Below are 15,322 nucleotides of genomic sequence, written 5' to 3'. Positions count from 1 at the left end.
TCCGGGTCAGCCAGCGGATCGACGCAGGAGCCTTGCGTCAGCCGGCGGTGCGCCCGCGCCGAGCCGAGACCCCCCTGACCGCCGGCCGGCTCTCAGCCGCGCTGGTCGACGTACTCGAACACGGACCCGTCCGGATGCATCGCGATCAGGTTCCGGCCCACCGGCGTCGGCACGGGGCCCGCGAGGATCCGGGCGCCCAGGTCGGTCAGCAGCCGGTGCGCCTCGTCGACGTCCTTGACGGCGATGGTCGCCGCCACTCGGCGCAGGATCTCCAGTTCCGCCTCCGGGCCGCTCATCAGCAGAAAGGAGCCGATCGCGGCGACCTGGACCCCGCCGCGCCCGAAGCGCAGGGCTCTGCCGCCCGCCAGACGCTCGTAGAAGGGGATCGCGGTCTCGAGGTCGTCGACGCAGATGCGCAGCGAGGCGCCCAGAATCTCCATGTGTCCGAGCCTAGTTGGGGTGGCCGACGTCGGGCAGGGCGCCCGCGTTACCCGCCCTGTCCACCGGGTACCCGCAGGTCATGGACAGTTTGGAGCATCTGGAACACCTGGACAGGCAACTGGTCGAGGAGCTGGCGCAGGTGGCGCGCGAGACGGTGCGCGACGAGCTGCGCGAGCAGTCCCGAAAGCAGCGCCGCACCGCCACGCTCTACGCCGCGTCCGGCGCCGCCGCCCTGTACGCGGGCGCCGCACTGGCCCTCGCCGTCGGGCTGGCCCTGGCAATCGGCCTGCCCGGCTGGGGCGCCGCGCTGATCACGGCGGCGATCATGGGCGCGGTGGCGTACGCGCTGCGCGGCGCCGCCCACCCGAAGCAGGCTCACCCGTCGGCACCGGGACACGTCGTGGGCGGCACCGCCCCGGGGGCCCCGCCGAGCGGTCTGGGCATGCCGTACCCGCCGATGCCGGCCGAGCCGCCGCACACCGGTGACCGCAGGGCCTGACGGCCGGGTACGTTCGCCTAGTTCGCCTGAGGGCGGCTGGGTACGTTCGGGTTCGAGGCCGAGGGTGGGGCTGCCGACCGCACCACCCCCGGCCTCACCCGGCCTCATTGCCTCATTCCTCGAGCTGCGGCAGCACCTTGGTCCGGTAGAAGTCGAAGAACCCCTTCTGGTCCTGCCCGATCTGGTTCACGTAGATCCGGTCGAACCCGGCGTCGGCGAAGGCCCGCAGCGTGGACACGTGCTGCCCGACATCGTCCCCGCAGGCCACCTTCTCGCGCACCATGTCCTCGGTGACCAGCTCACCCACCTGCTCGAAGTGCCGCGGCGAGGGCAGCACCTGCCCCATCTCCCCGGGCAGCAGCTCGTTGAACCACAGGGAGCGCACCATACGGACGCACTCCTCGCGATCGGTGCCGTAACAGACCTTGGCGCCGCCGCTGACCAGCTTGGTCCCGCCCCCGCCCTTGCGGAACTGCGTGACCATCTCCTCCTCCGGCGCCATCGTGATGTACCCGTCGCCCACCCGGGCGGCCAGCGACGTCGCCTTCGGTCCGAAGCCGGAGATGTCGATCGGGACGGGCTCGTCGGGGATGGTGTAGAGCCGGGCGTTCTCCACGGTGTAGTGCGTGCCCTGGTGGTTGACCTCCTCGCCGGTGAACAGCCGGCGCATCACCTGGACGGCCTCCTCCAGCATCTCCAGGCGCACGTGCGTCGGAGGCCAGCGGTCGCCGAGGATGTGCTCGTTGAGCGCCTCGCCGGTGCCGACACCGAGCCGGAAGCGGCCCTCGGTCATCACCGCGCTGGTCGCCGCCGCCTGCGCCGTCACCGCCGGGTGCATCCGCACGGTCGGACAGGTCACCGCCGTCTCGATCGGCAGCGACACCGCCTCCGACAGGGCGCCGATCACCGACCACACGAACGCGCTCTGCCCCTGCGCGTCGTTCCACGGGTGAAAGTGGTCGGAGATCCACAGCGCCTTGAATCCGGCCTGTTCGGCCATCCGGGCCTGCTCGACGAGCGCGGCCGGGTCGTGTTCCTCGCTCGCCAGGAAATAGCCGTACTCGGGCATGGCAGAAGCACCTCCGCGCGGGCGAAGCCGATGTGGTGTGATCCGGTCCCGGGCCGGGTAACCGGGGCCGCTCCGGCGAAACGCCAGGGGGTCGGCGCGGCGTTCGGGTGCTCCGACCGGCGTCCGGGTGACCCGTCCGGCGTTTGGGTGCCCCGGCCCCGGTTACGCGGAAAGCCTCGGACGAGCCACACCGCCGGAGGCGCACCGTGAGCCGACCTCACGTGGTGATCGTCGGTGCCGGGTTCGCCGGGTACCGGGCTGCCCGCACACTGGCCCGGCTGACCCGCGACCGGGCCGACATCACCTTGCTGAACCCGACCGACTACTTCCTGTACCTGCCGCTGCTGCCCCAGGTCGCCGCCGGCATCCTGGAGGCCCGCCGCGTCACCGTGTCGCTGCCGGGCACCCTGCGCGGGGTGCGGCTGGTACTCGGCGAGGCGGACCACGTCGACCTGGACGCCGGTACGGTCCACTACTCCGACCCCGAGGGCGGCGTCGGCACCCTCGCCTACGACCGGCTGGTGCTGAGTGTCGGCAGCGTCAACAAGCTGCTGCCCGTCCCCGGGGTCGCCGAGCACGCACACGGCTTCCGCGGGCTGCCCGAGGCGCTCTACCTGCGCGACCACGTGACCCGCCAGGTGGAGCTGGCCGCCACGGAGGCCGACCCGAAGGCCCGCGCGGCCCGCTGCACCTTCGTCGTCGTCGGCGCCGGCTACACCGGCACCGAGGTGGCCGCGCAGATGCAACTGCTCACCGACCATCTGGTCCGCCGGCATCCGCTGCCTGCCGGGCTCCGGCCGCGCTGGATGCTGCTGGACGTGGCCCCGCGCGTGCTCCCGGAGATGGACGAGCGGCTCTCCCTCACCGCCGACCGGGTGCTGCGGGCCCGGGGCGTCGACGTACGGATGGGGACCTCGGTGAAGGAGGCCACCCATGACGGGGTACTGCTCACCGACGGGGAGTTCGTCGCGTCCCGGACGCTGGTGTGGTGTGTCGGGGTACGGCCCGATCCGCTGGTGGAGGCCGTCGGGCAGCCGCTGGAGCGGGGCCGGCTGATCGTCGATCCGTATCTCCAGGTGCCGGGCCGGCCCGAGGTGTTCGGCTGCGGGGACGCGGCCGCGGTGCCGGACCTGGAGCGTCCGGGGGCCTTCACTCCCATGACGGCCCAGCACGCCTGGCGGCAGGGCCGGGTGGCCGGGGAGAACGTGGCCGCCTCGCTCGGCCTCGGGCGGCGCCGGCGGCCGTACCGCCATCGCGACCTCGGCTTCGCGGTCGACCTCGGCGGGGTGTTGGCCGCCGCCAACCCGTTCGGCATCCCGCTGTCCGGCCCGGCCGCCGGGGCGGTCACCCGCGGCTATCACCTGGCCGCGCTGCCCGGCAACCGCGTCCGGGTCGCCGCCGACTGGCTGCTGGACGCCGTACTGCCGCGCCAGGGGGTCCAGTTGGGCCTCGTCCGCTCCTGGTCGGTCCCCCTGGACACGGCCTCTCCCGAGCTGCCACGCGTACGGAGCGGACCGGAACGCACGGAGGAAGGCGGAGAACCCGCGGAAGCACGGCAAGGCGCACGAGAACCGCGACGCGCACCCGCACCGCCCGCCGGCGAACGCGGTGACCACCCCGCCCCCGGCCCCGTCAAGCGCACCGACCCCCCGGCCCCCGCCGCCGAGTGAAGCCGCCGGCCGTATCCCCTCGACTCACCCAAGGAGACTCATGAACCCCGACGAACTCGCCGAACTGGGACAGCAGTTGCGCGTCGACAGTGTGCGGGCCTCCGCCGCCGCGGGATCCGGGCACCCCACGTCCTCCATGTCCGCGGCCGACCTGATGGCCGTGCTGCTCGCCCACCATCTGCGCTACGACTTCGAACGCCCCGAACACCCCGCCAACGACCGCTTCGTACTGTCCAAGGGACACGCCTCGCCCCTGCTGTACGCCGCGTACAAGGCGGCCGGTGCCATCGAGGACGGCGAGTTGCTCACCTTCCGCAAGCTCGGCAGCCGGCTCGAAGGACATCCGACGCCCCGGCGGCTGCCCTGGGTGGAGACGGCCACCGGTTCCCTCGGCCAGGGCCTGCCCGTCGGCGTCGGTATCGCCCTCGCCGGCAAGCGCCTGGAGCGCACCGGCTACCGGGTGTGGGTGCTGTGCGGCGACAGCGAACTGGCGGAGGGCTCGGTGTGGGAGGCGGCCGAACACGCCGGGTACGAGCACCTGGACAACCTGATCGCGATCGTGGACGTCAACCGGCTCGGCCAGCGCGGCCCCACCCGGCACGGCCACGACCTGGACGCCTACGCCCGGCGCTTCCAGGCCTTCGGCTGGCACACCGTCGAGATCGACGGCCACGACGTGGACAAGATCGACCGGGCCTACGGCGAGGCGCTGTCCACCACCGGGCAGCCCGTCGTGATCCTGGCCCGCACTCTCAAGGGCAAGGGCGTCGCCGCCGTGGAGGACCTGGAGGGCCACCACGGCAAGCCGGTGCCGGACGCCGAGGAGGCCGTCGCCGAGCTCGGCGGACCGCGCGCGCTGCACGTCCGGGTGGGCGAGCCGCCGGCCGCCGCCACGCTGCGCGACCTGACCACCGAGGTGCTGCAGCTCCCGCGCTACGACGAGGGCGACGAGGTCGCGACCCGGGACGCCTTCGGGGCCGCCCTCGCCGCGCTCGGCTCCGCCCGCGGCGATGTCGTCGCCCTGGACGGCGAGGTCGGCGACTCCACCCGCACCGAGGAGTTCGCCAAGGCCCACCCCGACCGCTTCTTCGAGTGCTACATTGCCGAGCAGCAGCTGGTCGCCGCGGCCGTCGGCATGGCCACGCGGGGCTGGCTGCCGTACGCCTCGACGTTCGCCGCGTTCCTCAGCCGGGCCTACGACTTCGTGCGGATGGCGTCCATCAGCGGCTCCGGCATCAACCTGGTCGGCTCGCACGCCGGTGTCTCGATCGGGCAGGACGGGCCCTCGCAGATGGGCCTGGAGGACCTGGCGATGTTCCGTGCCGTGCACGGCTCGACCGTGCTGTACCCGTGTGACGCCAACCAGACCGCCCGGCTGATCGCGGCCATGGCCGACCTCGACGGCATCCGCTATCTGCGCACCTCGCGCGGCAAGACACCGGTGATCTACGGCCCCGACGAGGAGTTCCCGGTGGGCGGCAGCAAGACGCTCGTGTCGAGCGAGGAGGACCGGCTGACGGTCGTCGCCGCCGGTGTCACCGTCCCCGAGGCACTGGCCGCGGCCGACCGGCTCGCCGAGGACGGCATCCGGGTCCGGGTGATCGACCTGTACTCGGTCAAGCCCGTCGACGCGGACACGCTGCGCCGGGCCGCCGAGGAGACCGGCTGCCTGCTCACCGTGGAGGACCACCACCCCGAGGGCGGCCTCGGGGACGCGGTCGCGGAGGCCTTCGGCGACGGCCGGCCCGTGCCGCGCCTGGTCCGGCTCGCGGTGCGCACCATGCCGGGCTCGGCCGCGCCCGACGAGCAGCTGCACGCGGCCGGCATCGACGCCGCCGGCATCGCGGCGGCCGCGAAACTGCTGGTGGAGGAGGCGGTCGTGCGATGAGCGACGGGGACGCCCGGACCATACGCGCGGGCCGCCGTACGGTACGGATCCAGCGGCCCGGGAAGGTGCTCTTCCCGGGCGGTCCCGGCGCCACGGAGTACACCAAGAGCGACGTCGCCGACTACTACCGGTCCGTCGCCCCGCACATGCTGCCGCACCTGCGGGGCCGTCCGCTGATGCTGGAGCGGTACCCGGACGGCGTCGACGGGCAGCGGTTCATGCAGAAGAACGTCCCGGACCACTATCCGGACTGGATCACCCGCGCCGAGGTCGCCAAGGAGGGCGGCACGGTCACGCATGCCGTCTGCGACGACACCGCCACCCTCCTCTACCTCGCCGACCAGGCCTGTCTCACCCTGCACCGCTGGCTGTCCCGCACCGACCGCTCCGGCGGCGTCGACCACCCCGACCAGCTCGTCTTCGACCTCGATCCCCCGGGCGACGACTTCCCCCGAGTGTGCGAGGCGGCCGTCCGGCTGCGGGAGCTGCTGGACGCGCTGGAGCTGCCCGCCGCCCCGATGACCACCGGCTCGCGCGGGCTCCATCTCGTCGTCCGCCTCGACGGCCGCAGCGACTTCGACGAGGTGCGCCGATTCGCCCGTGACGTGGCCGAGTTGCTGGCCTCCCGGCACCCGGACCGGCTCACCACCGCGGCCCGGAAGGAGGACCGCGGCGACCGTCTCTACCTCGACGTGCAGCGCAACGCCTACGCGCAGACCGCCGTCGCCCCCTACACCGTGCGTGCCCGCCCAGGCGCCCCCGTCGCCGTCCCCCTCGCCTGGGAGCAGCTGGACGACCCCGGCCTCGACGCCCGCCGCTGGACCCTCGCCGACGCCGTCGACCAGGCCCGTAGCGACCCCTGGGCCGGTCTGCCGAGCCGGGGCCGCGCCCTGGGCCCGGCCCGGCGGCGACTCGCGGACCTTCGCTCGTGAGGTTTGGCCATGGGATGAGCGGCCACCCGCACAAAGAGGTGGCCATGTCGAACACAAACAGCACAGACCAGTCACAGGGTTCACAGAAAACCCAGAAATCACAGGAGTCACGCGGCGACGACAAGCGGAGCAAGGCGGAGGAGCCGCGGCCGGCACCCGTGGAGGTGCTGCGCCAGGCGCGTGCCCAGCTCGCCGAACTCACCGGGCTCGCCCCCGAATCGGTGACCTCCTTCGAGCAGACCGAGGACGGATGGGCGCTCGAGATGGAGGTCCTCGAACTCCCGAGGGTCCCGGACACCATGAGCCTGATGGCGAGCTACCAGGTCGACCTGGACCAGGAGGGCCTGCTCACCGGCTATCGGCGTGTTCGCCGATACGAACGCGGTCGGTCCGACGCGCGTCGACCCGGCGGCCGCTAGGCCGCCCGACCTGCCGCGCCCCACGGCGCCACCGTGACACCGATCAATCACGAGGAGGAACGGCGGGCATGACCGTTGTCCCGGCACAACAGACCGGAGGCGGAGGCGGCAGCAGCGGCCTCTACGACGTACTCGAACTCGTCCTGGACAGGGGGCTCGTGATCGATGCGTTCGTGCGAGTCTCCCTGGTCGGCATCGAGATCCTGAAGATCGACGTGCGGGTCGTCGTGGCCAGCGTCGACACCTATCTGCGCTTCGCCGAGGCGTGCAACCGTCTCGACCTGGAGGCCGGACCCCGCAAGAGCCCCGGGCTGCCCGACCTCGTCGGCGAGGTCACCGAGTCCGGCGCGCGCGGCAAGTCCAAGGGCGCCCTGTCCGGCGCCGCGGAGACCATCTCCGACGCCTTCAAGCAGGCCCGCGAGGAGGGCGAGCGCTCTCGTAAGGCCCCGGCCCGCCGGAAGGAGGAGAGGGAGTGAGCACCTACGTCTACGGGATCACCGCCCGGACGCACCAGGCCCTGCCCGAAGGCATGACCGGGGTGGGCGAGCCACCGCGCCCGGTACGGGTCCTCACGGCCGGCGAGCTGGCCGCCGTGGTCAGCGACGCCCCCGAGGATCTGCGGCCCAAGCGCCGGGACCTGCTCGCGCACCAGAACGTCCTCGCCGAGGCCGGCGCGGCGGGCTGTGTGCTCCCCATGCGGTTCGGCAACCTGGCCCCCGACGACGACGCCGTCGCCCATGTGCTCGACGAACGCGCCGACCACTACCTGGAACGGCTCAAGGCCCTCGACGGCAAGGTCGAGTACAACGTCAAGGCCAACCACGTCGAGGAGGCCGTCCTGCACCGCGTGATGGCCGAGAACGCGGAGATCCGCAGCCTCGCCGAGGCCAACCGGCAGGCGGGTGGCGGCAGTTACGACGACAAGCTGCGCCTCGGCGAGATGGTCGCGGCCGCCGTCAAGGCCAAGGAGGCCGAGGACGCCGCCGAGGTGCAGGCGGTGCTGGAGCCGGCCGCGGCCGCGGTCAGCGCCGGTCCGCAGTCCACCGGCTGGCTCCTCAACGTCTCGTTCCTGGTCGCGCGCGACGGTGCCGCCGGCTTCCTGGAGGCCGTCGACCGGGTCCGCGCCGACCACCCCCACCTGGAACTGCGCGTCAACGGCCCGCTGCCCCCGTACAGCTTCGTCGAGCCCGGTCCCGCCCAGCCGGCGGCCGAGCCGGCCGGCGCGGACAGCGGGACGCACTGACCATACGGCCCGCACGGAAGGAGGAGCCCATGGGACTGATCGGTGAGGTGGTGCTGCTGCCGTTCGCACCGGTGCGCGGCGCCGGCTGGGTGATCGGCCAGGTGCTCCGCGAGGCGGAACGGATCTACTACGACCCCGCCACCGTGCGGGCCGAACTGGCGCGACTGGAAGAACAGCTGGAGGCGGGCGAGATCACCGAGGAGGAGTTCGACCGGCGTGAGGACGAACTGCTCGACCGGCTGGAGACCGGCCTGCACTCCGGGTACGCCACAGGCGACGGGACGTGATGATGAACCGAACGGCACTGGGCCTCGCCATAGGGGCCGGATACCTGCTGGGACGGACGAAGAAGCTGAAAATGGCCCTCGCGGTCGGCTCCATGGTCGCGGGCAAGAAGCTGAACCTCGGCCCCGGCGCGCTCGCCGCCATGGCGCGGCAACAACTGCGGGACAATCCGCAGTTCAAGGAGATCGGCGACCAGCTGCGCCAGGACCTGCGGGGCGTCGGCAAGGCCGCTTCCGGGGCCATGGTGGAACGCCAGATGGGCGCGCTCGCCGACCGGCTGCACGACCGCACCTCCCAGGTGCGCGACGGGCTGTCCGGGGCGCTGCCCGACTCCGGCTCCGAGGAGGAGCAGGAGGACGACGACCAGGACCGCGCGGCGCGGCGGGACGACGGCGGCAAGGAACGGGAGGACGACGACCAGGACCGCGCGGCGCGGCGGGACGACGGCGGCAAGGAACGGGAGGACGACGACGGCGATGCCCGCCGGCAGCAGTCTTCAGGCAAGAAGGCCCCGGCCAAGAAGGCCTCAGCCGGCCGGAAGACCGCGGAGAGGAAGACGGCTCCCGCGAAGAAGGCGGCGGCCAGGAAGACCGGCACGGCCGGGAAGAAGACGTCCGGCACCCGGGGCGCCGGCTCGTCGAAGGGCGGCGATGACCGATGACCGACACCCTCGGATCCGTGGCGTCCACGGCCGGACGGGCCACGAAGTCGACGAAGACCACGAACGCTTCGCAGGACAACCCGCTGACCGACCTCGCCCACAGCGAGGCCGCCGACCGGCTGAAGGCCGAGGCCCAGGAGTACCTGTCGGCCCAGGCCCAGCGGCTGCTCACCGGCTTCGGCCGCAAGCTCGGCGAGACCACCGGCAAGCTCAACGACATCGCCGAGGGCAACAGCCCCGGCTTCGCCAAGCTGGCGCTCGACGCCGGCCGCAAGGTCGCCGAGGGCAAGGGGCCGCTGCGGTCCGCGCTGGAGCTCGGGGCCTCGCGGGTCAAGGACAACGTCAAGGAAGCGGTGAAGAACCTCGGGGGCGGCAAGGGCAAGAAGAAGGGCGGGGGCGGCAACAAGCCCACCGTCATCATGGAGTCCATCGACGTCGGCGTGCCGCTGCGCACCGCCTACGACCAGTGGACCCAGTACCAGGACTTCTCCACCTTCGCCAAGGGGGTCAAGAGCGCGAGCCGCGCCGACGACACCCACTCCGACTGGCAGGCCAAGATCTTCTGGTCCAACCGGAGCTGGAAGGCGCACACCACCGAGCAGCTGCCCGACCAACGCATCCAGTGGACGTCGGAAGGCGCGAAGGGCACCACGAAAGGTGTGGTGACCTTTCACCCGCTCGGTGAGAACCTCACCCGGATCCTGCTGGTCCTGGAGTACTACCCGAGCGGTCTGTTCGAGAAGACCGGCAATCTGTGGCGCGCCCAGGGCCGACGCGTAAGGCTGGATCTGAAGAACTTCGCCCGTTTCATCACGCTGAAGGCAGAGGCGGAGGACGGCTGGCGCGGGGAGATCCGCGACGGCGAGGTCGTCCGCAGCCACGAGGACGCGGTGGCGGAGGAGGAGTCCGAGGAGGCCGGCGCCGAGGAGGAGGGCGAGGAGGCCGGCGAGGGCGAGGAGCAGCCGGAGGACTACGACGAGGAGGAAGAGGAGGACGAGGAGGACGAGGAGGCGCCTGAGCAGTACGAGGACGAGGAAGAAGGCCCCTACGAGGACGAGGCCGAGGGCGGCGAGGAGGAGGACGACGAGGCCGAGGAGGAGACCGAGCCCGAGGCCGAGTACGAGGACGAGGAGGAGTACGAGGACGAGGACGAGGAGCCCGAGTACGCCGGGCGCGGGAGCCGTCGATGACGACGCCCAGCCGGTTTCCCGAGCCGTACGGCTCGGGCAGCGGAGCCAACCTCGCCGACATCCTCGAGCGCGTCCTCGACAAGGGTGTGGTGATCGCGGGTGACATCCGGATCAATCTGCTGGACATCGAACTGCTCACTGTCAAGCTGAGGCTCATCGTCGCCTCGGTCGACAAGGCCAAGGAGATGGGCATCGACTGGTGGGAGAGCGACCCGGCCCTCTCCTCCCGGGCCCGCCGTGACGAGCTGACCCGGGAGAACGCCGAGCTGAGAGAACGGCTGGCCCGGCTGGAGGAGCTGGAGCCGGGCCGCGCGCCGAAGGAGGCCCCATGACCGGACTGCGTTACGTCTACGCCGTCTGCCGCCCCTTCGGCACGCCCCTGCAGTCCCAGCTCACCGGCGTCGGGGGTGCCCCGCCGGCGCTGCTGCACCACCACGGCCTGGTCGCGGTCGTCAGTCAGGTCCCCGAGGCCGACTTCAGCGAGCAGGCCCTGAAGGCCCACCTGGAGGACCTGGACTGGCTGTCCGCCACCGCCCGCGCCCACCAGGGTGTGATCGACGCCCTCACCACGGTCACCACCCCGCTGCCGCTCCGGCTCGGGACCGTCTTCCGGGACTGCAGCGGGGTGCGGACCATGATCGAGGCCCGCGAGGACGACTTCCTGCGCACCCTCGACCGGCTGGAGGGCCGGGTGGAGTGGGGCGTGAAGCTCTACCTGGAGCCCGAGCCCGCCGAGCCCGAGACCGCCGTGGCCGTGGCGCCCGCGAGCGGCCGGGACTATCTGCGCCGGCGCCGGCAGAGCAGCCACGCGCACGAGGAGCAGTGGCAGCGGGCCGAGGCGTTCGCCCGGTCGCTGCACGAACGGCTTTCCCGGCACGCCGAGGATTCCCGCCTGCACGCGCCACAGAATTCCGCGCTTTCCACCGCGCCCGGCCGGAACGTCCTCAACGCTGCCTATCTGGTGCCCCGCGCGCATTCCGAGGAATTCGTGGAAATGGTGGACCGTACGAAGGACGAGGCACCCGGAATCCGAGTGGAACTCACGGGTCCGTGGGCAGCCTATTCCTTCACGGGGGAGGCGGCGCCGTGACCGTTGTCGAACGTCGTGAGATCGCACTCGTGGACCTGCTCGACCGACTGCTGGCCGGCGGCGTCGTCATCACCGGCGACATCACCCTGCGGATCGCGGACGTGGACCTCGTCCGCATCGATCTGAACGCGCTGATCAGCTCGGTGAACGCGTCGGTCCCCTCACCCTTCGAGGAGATCCTGTGACCCCCCGCAAGCGGCTCGACCTGGAGCCCGACACGATCGAGCGCGACCTGGTGAAACTGGTGCTCACCGTGGTGGAACTGCTGCGGCAGCTCATGGAACGGCAGGCCGTGCGCCGCTTCGACACCGGGGAGCTGACCGAGGAGCAGGAGGAGCGGATCGGGCTGACCCTGATGCTTTTGGAGGACCGCATGGCCGAATTGCGCGAGCACTACGGACTGCGGCCCGAGGACCTGAATCTGGACCTCGGGCCGCTCGGACCGCTCCTGCCTCGCGACTAGCTCACGTCACCACCGATACCAGCGGCCCCGGCCGCCGTCGGCGGAGGTGCCGCGGACCAGGAAACCCAGCAGCCAGACGACCAGCACCGCCAGGGCGATCCACCAGAGAATCTTCACCGCGAATCCGACACCGAAAAGGAGCAGTGCCAGGAGCAGTACCAGCAGAATGGGAACCATAGTGTGAACCTCCTGGAATGCGGGTTTCCCGAAATCCGCGATCCAGGCTCATTTACGGCACAGAATCTCCCCGTGGAGGACCGCGAACCAGCCGTCCTCCCGCCGGCCCCACTCCCGCCAGGCCTCGGACACGGCCCGCAGCTGTCCCTCCGTGACGTGACCGCCCCCCGTGGCCCGTTCCGCATAGGCGGAGGCCAGGGTCCGGTCCGCCCACAGTCCGCTCCACCAGGCCCGCTCCTCGGCCGTGGCGAAGGTCCAGGTGCTGGAGGTCGCCGTGATGTCGGTCAGCCCGGCGGCCAGAGCCCACGCCTTCAGCCGGCGCCCCGCGTCGGGCTCGCCGCCGTTGGCGCGCGCCACCCGCTCGTACAGGCCGAGCCATTCCTCCAGGCCCGGCGTCGCCGGGTACCAGGTCATGGCCGCGTAGTCCGCGTCGCGTACGGCGATGAGCCCGCCCGGCTTCGTCACCCGCCTCATCTCGCGCAGCGCCTGCACCGGGTCGCCGACGTGCTGCAGCACCTGGTGGGCGTGGACCACGCAGAAGGTGCCGTCCGGGTAGTCCAGGGCGTGCACGTCGGCGACCCTGAAGTCCACGTTGGCCAGACCGCGCCCGGCGGCGGTCGCCCGGGCCTGCTCCAGGATGCCCGGCGCCTGGTCGACACCGGTGACATGGCCATCCGGGACCAGCGCCGCCAGGTCGGCCGTGATGGTGCCCGGCCCGCATCCGATGTCCAGGACCTTCATGTGGGGCTTCAGGGAGCCCAGCAGGTAGGCCGCGGAGTTCTCGGCGGTCCGCCAGGTGTGCGAACGCAGCACCGACTCGTGGTGCCCGTGTGTGTAGACGGCGGTCTCGTGCGTTTTCGGCATGCCGGTTCCCCTTCACCCTCGTCCCCGCTGGTACGCATCACCGTACGCGCGCATGCCGAATGATGAGACCGCCGTTTCACATAATGGACGAGCTGTGTGTCTGGCCTGGCGTCAGGGGGTCCTGTCCAGCGGGCGGTAGACCGTCAGGGCCTCCGGCAGCTTGTCCAGCGTCACCTCGCCGGAGACGGCCGTCACCTCGCCGTCGTACGCCAGCGGGGTGCCCGGCGCCACGCCGGTCAGCCGGAGCCGGTTCACCTGCACCGCCGCATGCGCCGGAGACCGCGTCAGCGGGCCCGCCGCGGCCGCGGCCAGCAGCCGCAGCGCGGGCCGGCGGCTGCCGTGCACCACCCGCACGTCCAGCAGCCCGTCCGCGAGATCGGTACGGCGGCCGGGCGCGAGCCCCATGCGGTGATAGACGCCGTTGCCGACGAACAGCAGCCACAGCGGCCGCCGTTCGCCGCCCAGCTCCAGCTCCAGCGGATGCCGGTCCGCGCGCAGCACCCGCAGCGCGCCCAGCAGCCCCGCCGGCCAGCCGCCGATCCGGTGCGACCAGCGGCCCCGCTCGCGCACCAGCTCCGGGTACACGCCCAGGCTCAGCGTGTTCAGGAACAGCCCCTCCCCGGAGTCGGTGACGTACCGGACCGCGTCCACCCGCACCGCCTCGCCGTGCCGGACCGCGCGGGCCAGGTCCCGCTCGTCCTCCACACCCAGATCCAGGGCGAAGTGGTTGAGGGTGCCGCCGGGCAGGACCGCCAGCGGCAGACCGTGCCGGAGGGCGACCCGGGCGGCCGCGTTCACGGTGCCGTCGCCCCCGCACACGCCCAGCGCCCGGGCGCGGGTCGCCGCCTTGGCCAGCTCGTCGCCGACCTCCTCCGGCGCGCACTCGACGATCTCCGCCCGCGGCAGCGCGTTCTCCAGCGCGCGCACGCGGTCCGCGCTGCCCGAGGCACGGTTGGCGACCACGATCAGACCGTCCCCCTCCGGCAGTGCGGGTGCCTCGGCGCGCGGGCGGGCGGGCCGGCGCACCTGGGCGCGGGTCGGCATCAGCCGCCGTACCAGGAACGCCGCGCCCGCGCCGAGGGCCGCCCCGGCCAGCACGTCGCTCGGGAAGTGCACCCCCGTGTACACCCGGGAGGCGGCCACGGAGAAGGCCACCGGTGCCACCGCCGCGCCCCACGCCGGGGACTCCAGCGCGACCCCGGTCGCGAACGCGGCGGCCGACGCGGCGTGCCCGGACGGGAACGACGTCGTGATGGGCTGCCGCTTCAGCTGCCGCACCAGCGGCACCGGGTCCAGCACGGGCCGCGCCCGGCGCACCGAACGCTTGCCGATCGTGTTGATGGTCAGCGAGGCGAGGCTGAGGGAGGCCAGGCCGCGGACGGCCGCGGTGCGGGCCCTCGGGGTGCGAATGGCCGCCATCGCCGCGGCCGTCGCGAACCACAGCACCCCGTGGTTCGCGCTGCGGCTGAGGCGGGGCAGCACCCGCTCGGCGCCGGGCCAGCGCCAGGCGGCGGCCGCCTCGAACAGCCGGCCGTCCAGGTCCAGCAGCCGGCACAGCGCGTTGTGGCCGGTCGTACGGGCAGTGAGATCCAGATCCGGGCTCATGGGGTCCGGTTACCCTGAAGTCCCCGTTTGTTGTGCCCGTCGGCGCCGGGTGTCCGACCGGCGCGTAAGGAGTTCCCCCGGATGCGCCTGCTCCTCGTCCGCCACGGTGAGACCCCGTCCAACGTGGACCATCTGCTGGACACCGCCGTGCCCGGGCCTGGGCTGACGCCGCTGGGCGAGGCGCAGGCCGCCGCGCTGCCCGAGGCGCTAGCCGACGAGGACATCGAGGCCCTCTACGCCTCCACGTTGCTGCGCACCCAGCTCACCGCCGCTCCGCTGGCCACCGCCCGGGGCCTTCGGGTGATCGTCCGCGACGGCATCCGTGAGGTGTCCGCCGGCGATCTGGAGATGCTGCCGGGGGAGTCCCCCGAGGGCCGGGAGTACATGCGCACCGTCTTCGCCTGGGCGGCCGGCGAGACCGCGTTGCGCATCCCCGGCGGGGAGAGCGGCGAGGAGGTCCTCGCCCGGTACGACGCGGTGGTGGCCGAGGCCGTCGCGAGCGGCGCCGGCACCGTGGCCATGGTCGGCCACGGCGCCGCGATCCGCCTGTGGACCTCCGCCCGCGCCGACAACGTCGACGTCCCCTTCGCCGCCGCCCGCCCCCTGGGCAACACCGGCACGGTGGTCCTGGAGGGCACCCCGGCCGACGGCTGGAAGGCCTTGTCCTGGGAGGGGGCCACGGTGGAACCGGCGGGGGAGGGCGGACCGACGGGGGAGCCGGTGCGCAGGGCCTAGCGGGCCGCCGCGGACGCCCCGGAGCCCTCCGGCACGGGAACCCTTGTGCTGGACACCGCCCTGCCGCCGCTGAGTGCCGTTCCGTGCGGCG

Annotated in this window: 20 protein-coding genes; 15 read left to right on the top strand and 5 right to left on the bottom strand. The window is 72.6% G+C overall.

The window, feature by feature from the left end; genetic code table 11:
- Positions 1–92: 92 nt before the first annotated feature.
- Complete coding sequence (locus AB0L59_RS29130) at positions 93–440, bottom strand: VOC family protein (protein ID WP_365589384.1); 348 nt, start codon at positions 438–440, stop codon at positions 93–95.
- An 80-nt stretch (positions 441–520) separates the two neighbouring features.
- Between AB0L59_RS29130 and AB0L59_RS29125 the strand changes: the two genes are divergently transcribed.
- Positions 521–940, top strand: coding sequence for a phage holin family protein (locus tag AB0L59_RS29125; protein WP_365589381.1), 420 nt, complete (start codon positions 521–523; stop codon positions 938–940).
- A gap of 112 nt (positions 941–1,052) precedes the next feature.
- On the opposite strand, the gene AB0L59_RS29120 is transcribed toward AB0L59_RS29125, so the two are convergent.
- Positions 1,053–2,009 carry an LLM class F420-dependent oxidoreductase gene (locus AB0L59_RS29120; protein WP_365589378.1) on the bottom strand — a complete coding sequence of 319 codons (957 nt, stop codon included), beginning with the start codon at positions 2,007–2,009 and terminating at the stop codon, positions 1,053–1,055.
- Positions 2,010–2,215: 206 nt separating this feature from the next.
- On the opposite strand from AB0L59_RS29120, the gene AB0L59_RS29115 reads away from it, so the two are divergent.
- The 13 genes from AB0L59_RS29115 to AB0L59_RS29055 all read left to right on the top strand — a co-directional run bounded on the left by AB0L59_RS29115 (position 2,216) and on the right by AB0L59_RS29055 (position 11,850).
- Entirely contained in the window at positions 2,216–3,679 is a 1,464-nt protein-coding gene (locus AB0L59_RS29115; RefSeq protein ID WP_365589375.1) for an NAD(P)/FAD-dependent oxidoreductase, read from the top strand.
- 40 nt (positions 3,680–3,719) lie between these two features.
- Positions 3,720–5,567 (top strand): transketolase, encoded by a 1,848-nt coding sequence (locus AB0L59_RS29110; protein ID WP_365589373.1) that lies wholly within the window; start codon positions 3,720–3,722, stop codon positions 5,565–5,567.
- Positions 5,564–6,499 (top strand): non-homologous end-joining DNA ligase, encoded by a 936-nt coding sequence (ligD, locus tag AB0L59_RS29105; protein ID WP_365589371.1) that lies wholly within the window; start codon positions 5,564–5,566, stop codon positions 6,497–6,499. The genes AB0L59_RS29110 and ligD overlap by 4 nt, the downstream gene beginning before the upstream one ends.
- A 44-nt stretch (positions 6,500–6,543) precedes the next feature.
- Positions 6,544–6,918 (top strand): gas vesicle protein, encoded by a 375-nt coding sequence (locus AB0L59_RS29100; protein ID WP_365589368.1) that lies wholly within the window; start codon positions 6,544–6,546, stop codon positions 6,916–6,918.
- Between the two features lie 68 nt (positions 6,919–6,986).
- Entirely contained in the window at positions 6,987–7,394 is a 408-nt protein-coding gene (locus tag AB0L59_RS29095) for a gas vesicle structural protein GvpA (protein ID WP_365589365.1), read from the top strand.
- Positions 7,391–8,161, top strand: a complete 771-nt coding sequence (locus AB0L59_RS29090) for a GvpL/GvpF family gas vesicle protein (protein ID WP_365589362.1) — start codon at positions 7,391–7,393, stop codon at positions 8,159–8,161. The genes AB0L59_RS29095 and AB0L59_RS29090 overlap by 4 nt, the downstream gene beginning before the upstream one ends.
- Positions 8,162–8,190: 29 nt before the next feature.
- The gene (locus AB0L59_RS29085) at positions 8,191–8,448 is read left to right on the top strand and encodes a gas vesicle protein GvpG (protein WP_365589360.1); all 258 of its coding nucleotides are present in this window, start codon (positions 8,191–8,193) and stop codon (positions 8,446–8,448) included.
- Positions 8,448–9,107, top strand: a complete 660-nt coding sequence (locus tag AB0L59_RS29080) for a DNA primase (protein ID WP_365589555.1) — start codon at positions 8,448–8,450, stop codon at positions 9,105–9,107. The genes AB0L59_RS29085 and AB0L59_RS29080 overlap by 1 nt, the downstream gene beginning before the upstream one ends.
- Complete coding sequence (locus tag AB0L59_RS29075; RefSeq protein WP_365589358.1) at positions 9,104–10,297, top strand: SRPBCC family protein; 1,194 nt, start codon at positions 9,104–9,106, stop codon at positions 10,295–10,297. Before AB0L59_RS29080 ends, AB0L59_RS29075 begins: the two co-directional genes overlap by 4 nt.
- Positions 10,294–10,629: a gas vesicle protein gene (locus tag AB0L59_RS29070; RefSeq protein ID WP_365589357.1), complete on the top strand. Its 336-nt coding sequence runs from the start codon at positions 10,294–10,296 to the stop codon at positions 10,627–10,629. Before AB0L59_RS29075 ends, AB0L59_RS29070 begins: the two co-directional genes overlap by 4 nt.
- Positions 10,626–11,387, top strand: a complete 762-nt coding sequence (locus AB0L59_RS29065) for a GvpL/GvpF family gas vesicle protein (RefSeq protein WP_365589354.1) — start codon at positions 10,626–10,628, stop codon at positions 11,385–11,387. The genes AB0L59_RS29070 and AB0L59_RS29065 overlap by 4 nt, the downstream gene beginning before the upstream one ends.
- Positions 11,384–11,572 carry a gas vesicle protein gene (locus tag AB0L59_RS29060; RefSeq protein WP_365589351.1) on the top strand — a complete coding sequence of 63 codons (189 nt, stop codon included), beginning with the start codon at positions 11,384–11,386 and terminating at the stop codon, positions 11,570–11,572. The genes AB0L59_RS29065 and AB0L59_RS29060 overlap by 4 nt, the downstream gene beginning before the upstream one ends.
- Positions 11,569–11,850, top strand: coding sequence for a gas vesicle protein K (locus AB0L59_RS29055; RefSeq protein WP_365589349.1), 282 nt, complete (start codon positions 11,569–11,571; stop codon positions 11,848–11,850). Before AB0L59_RS29060 ends, AB0L59_RS29055 begins: the two co-directional genes overlap by 4 nt.
- A 6-nt stretch (positions 11,851–11,856) precedes the next feature.
- On the opposite strand, the gene AB0L59_RS29050 is transcribed toward AB0L59_RS29055, so the two are convergent.
- The 3 genes from AB0L59_RS29050 to AB0L59_RS29040 all read right to left on the bottom strand — a co-directional run bounded on the left by AB0L59_RS29050 (position 11,857) and on the right by AB0L59_RS29040 (position 14,496).
- Positions 11,857–12,027, bottom strand: a complete 171-nt coding sequence (locus AB0L59_RS29050) for a hydrophobic protein (RefSeq protein WP_365589347.1) — start codon at positions 12,025–12,027, stop codon at positions 11,857–11,859.
- 48 nt (positions 12,028–12,075) lie between these two features.
- Positions 12,076–12,891 carry a class I SAM-dependent methyltransferase gene (locus AB0L59_RS29045; protein ID WP_365589344.1) on the bottom strand — a complete coding sequence of 272 codons (816 nt, stop codon included), beginning with the start codon at positions 12,889–12,891 and terminating at the stop codon, positions 12,076–12,078.
- 111 nt (positions 12,892–13,002) lie between these two features.
- Complete coding sequence (locus AB0L59_RS29040; protein ID WP_365589342.1) at positions 13,003–14,496, bottom strand: phosphatase PAP2 family protein; 1,494 nt, start codon at positions 14,494–14,496, stop codon at positions 13,003–13,005.
- A gap of 81 nt (positions 14,497–14,577) precedes the next feature.
- Here AB0L59_RS29040 and AB0L59_RS29035 point away from each other — a divergent pair, with 81 nt between their 5' ends.
- A complete protein-coding gene (locus tag AB0L59_RS29035) occupies positions 14,578–15,231 on the top strand; it encodes a histidine phosphatase family protein (protein WP_365589339.1) in 654 nt (217 codons plus the stop codon).
- Positions 15,232–15,322 lie beyond the last annotated feature (91 nt).

The organism is Streptomyces sp. NPDC052109 (assembly GCF_040680195.1).
Taxonomy (GTDB): Bacteria; Actinomycetota; Actinomycetes; order Streptomycetales; family Streptomycetaceae; genus Streptomyces.
This window is presented reverse-complemented; position numbering and strand designations above follow the sequence as displayed.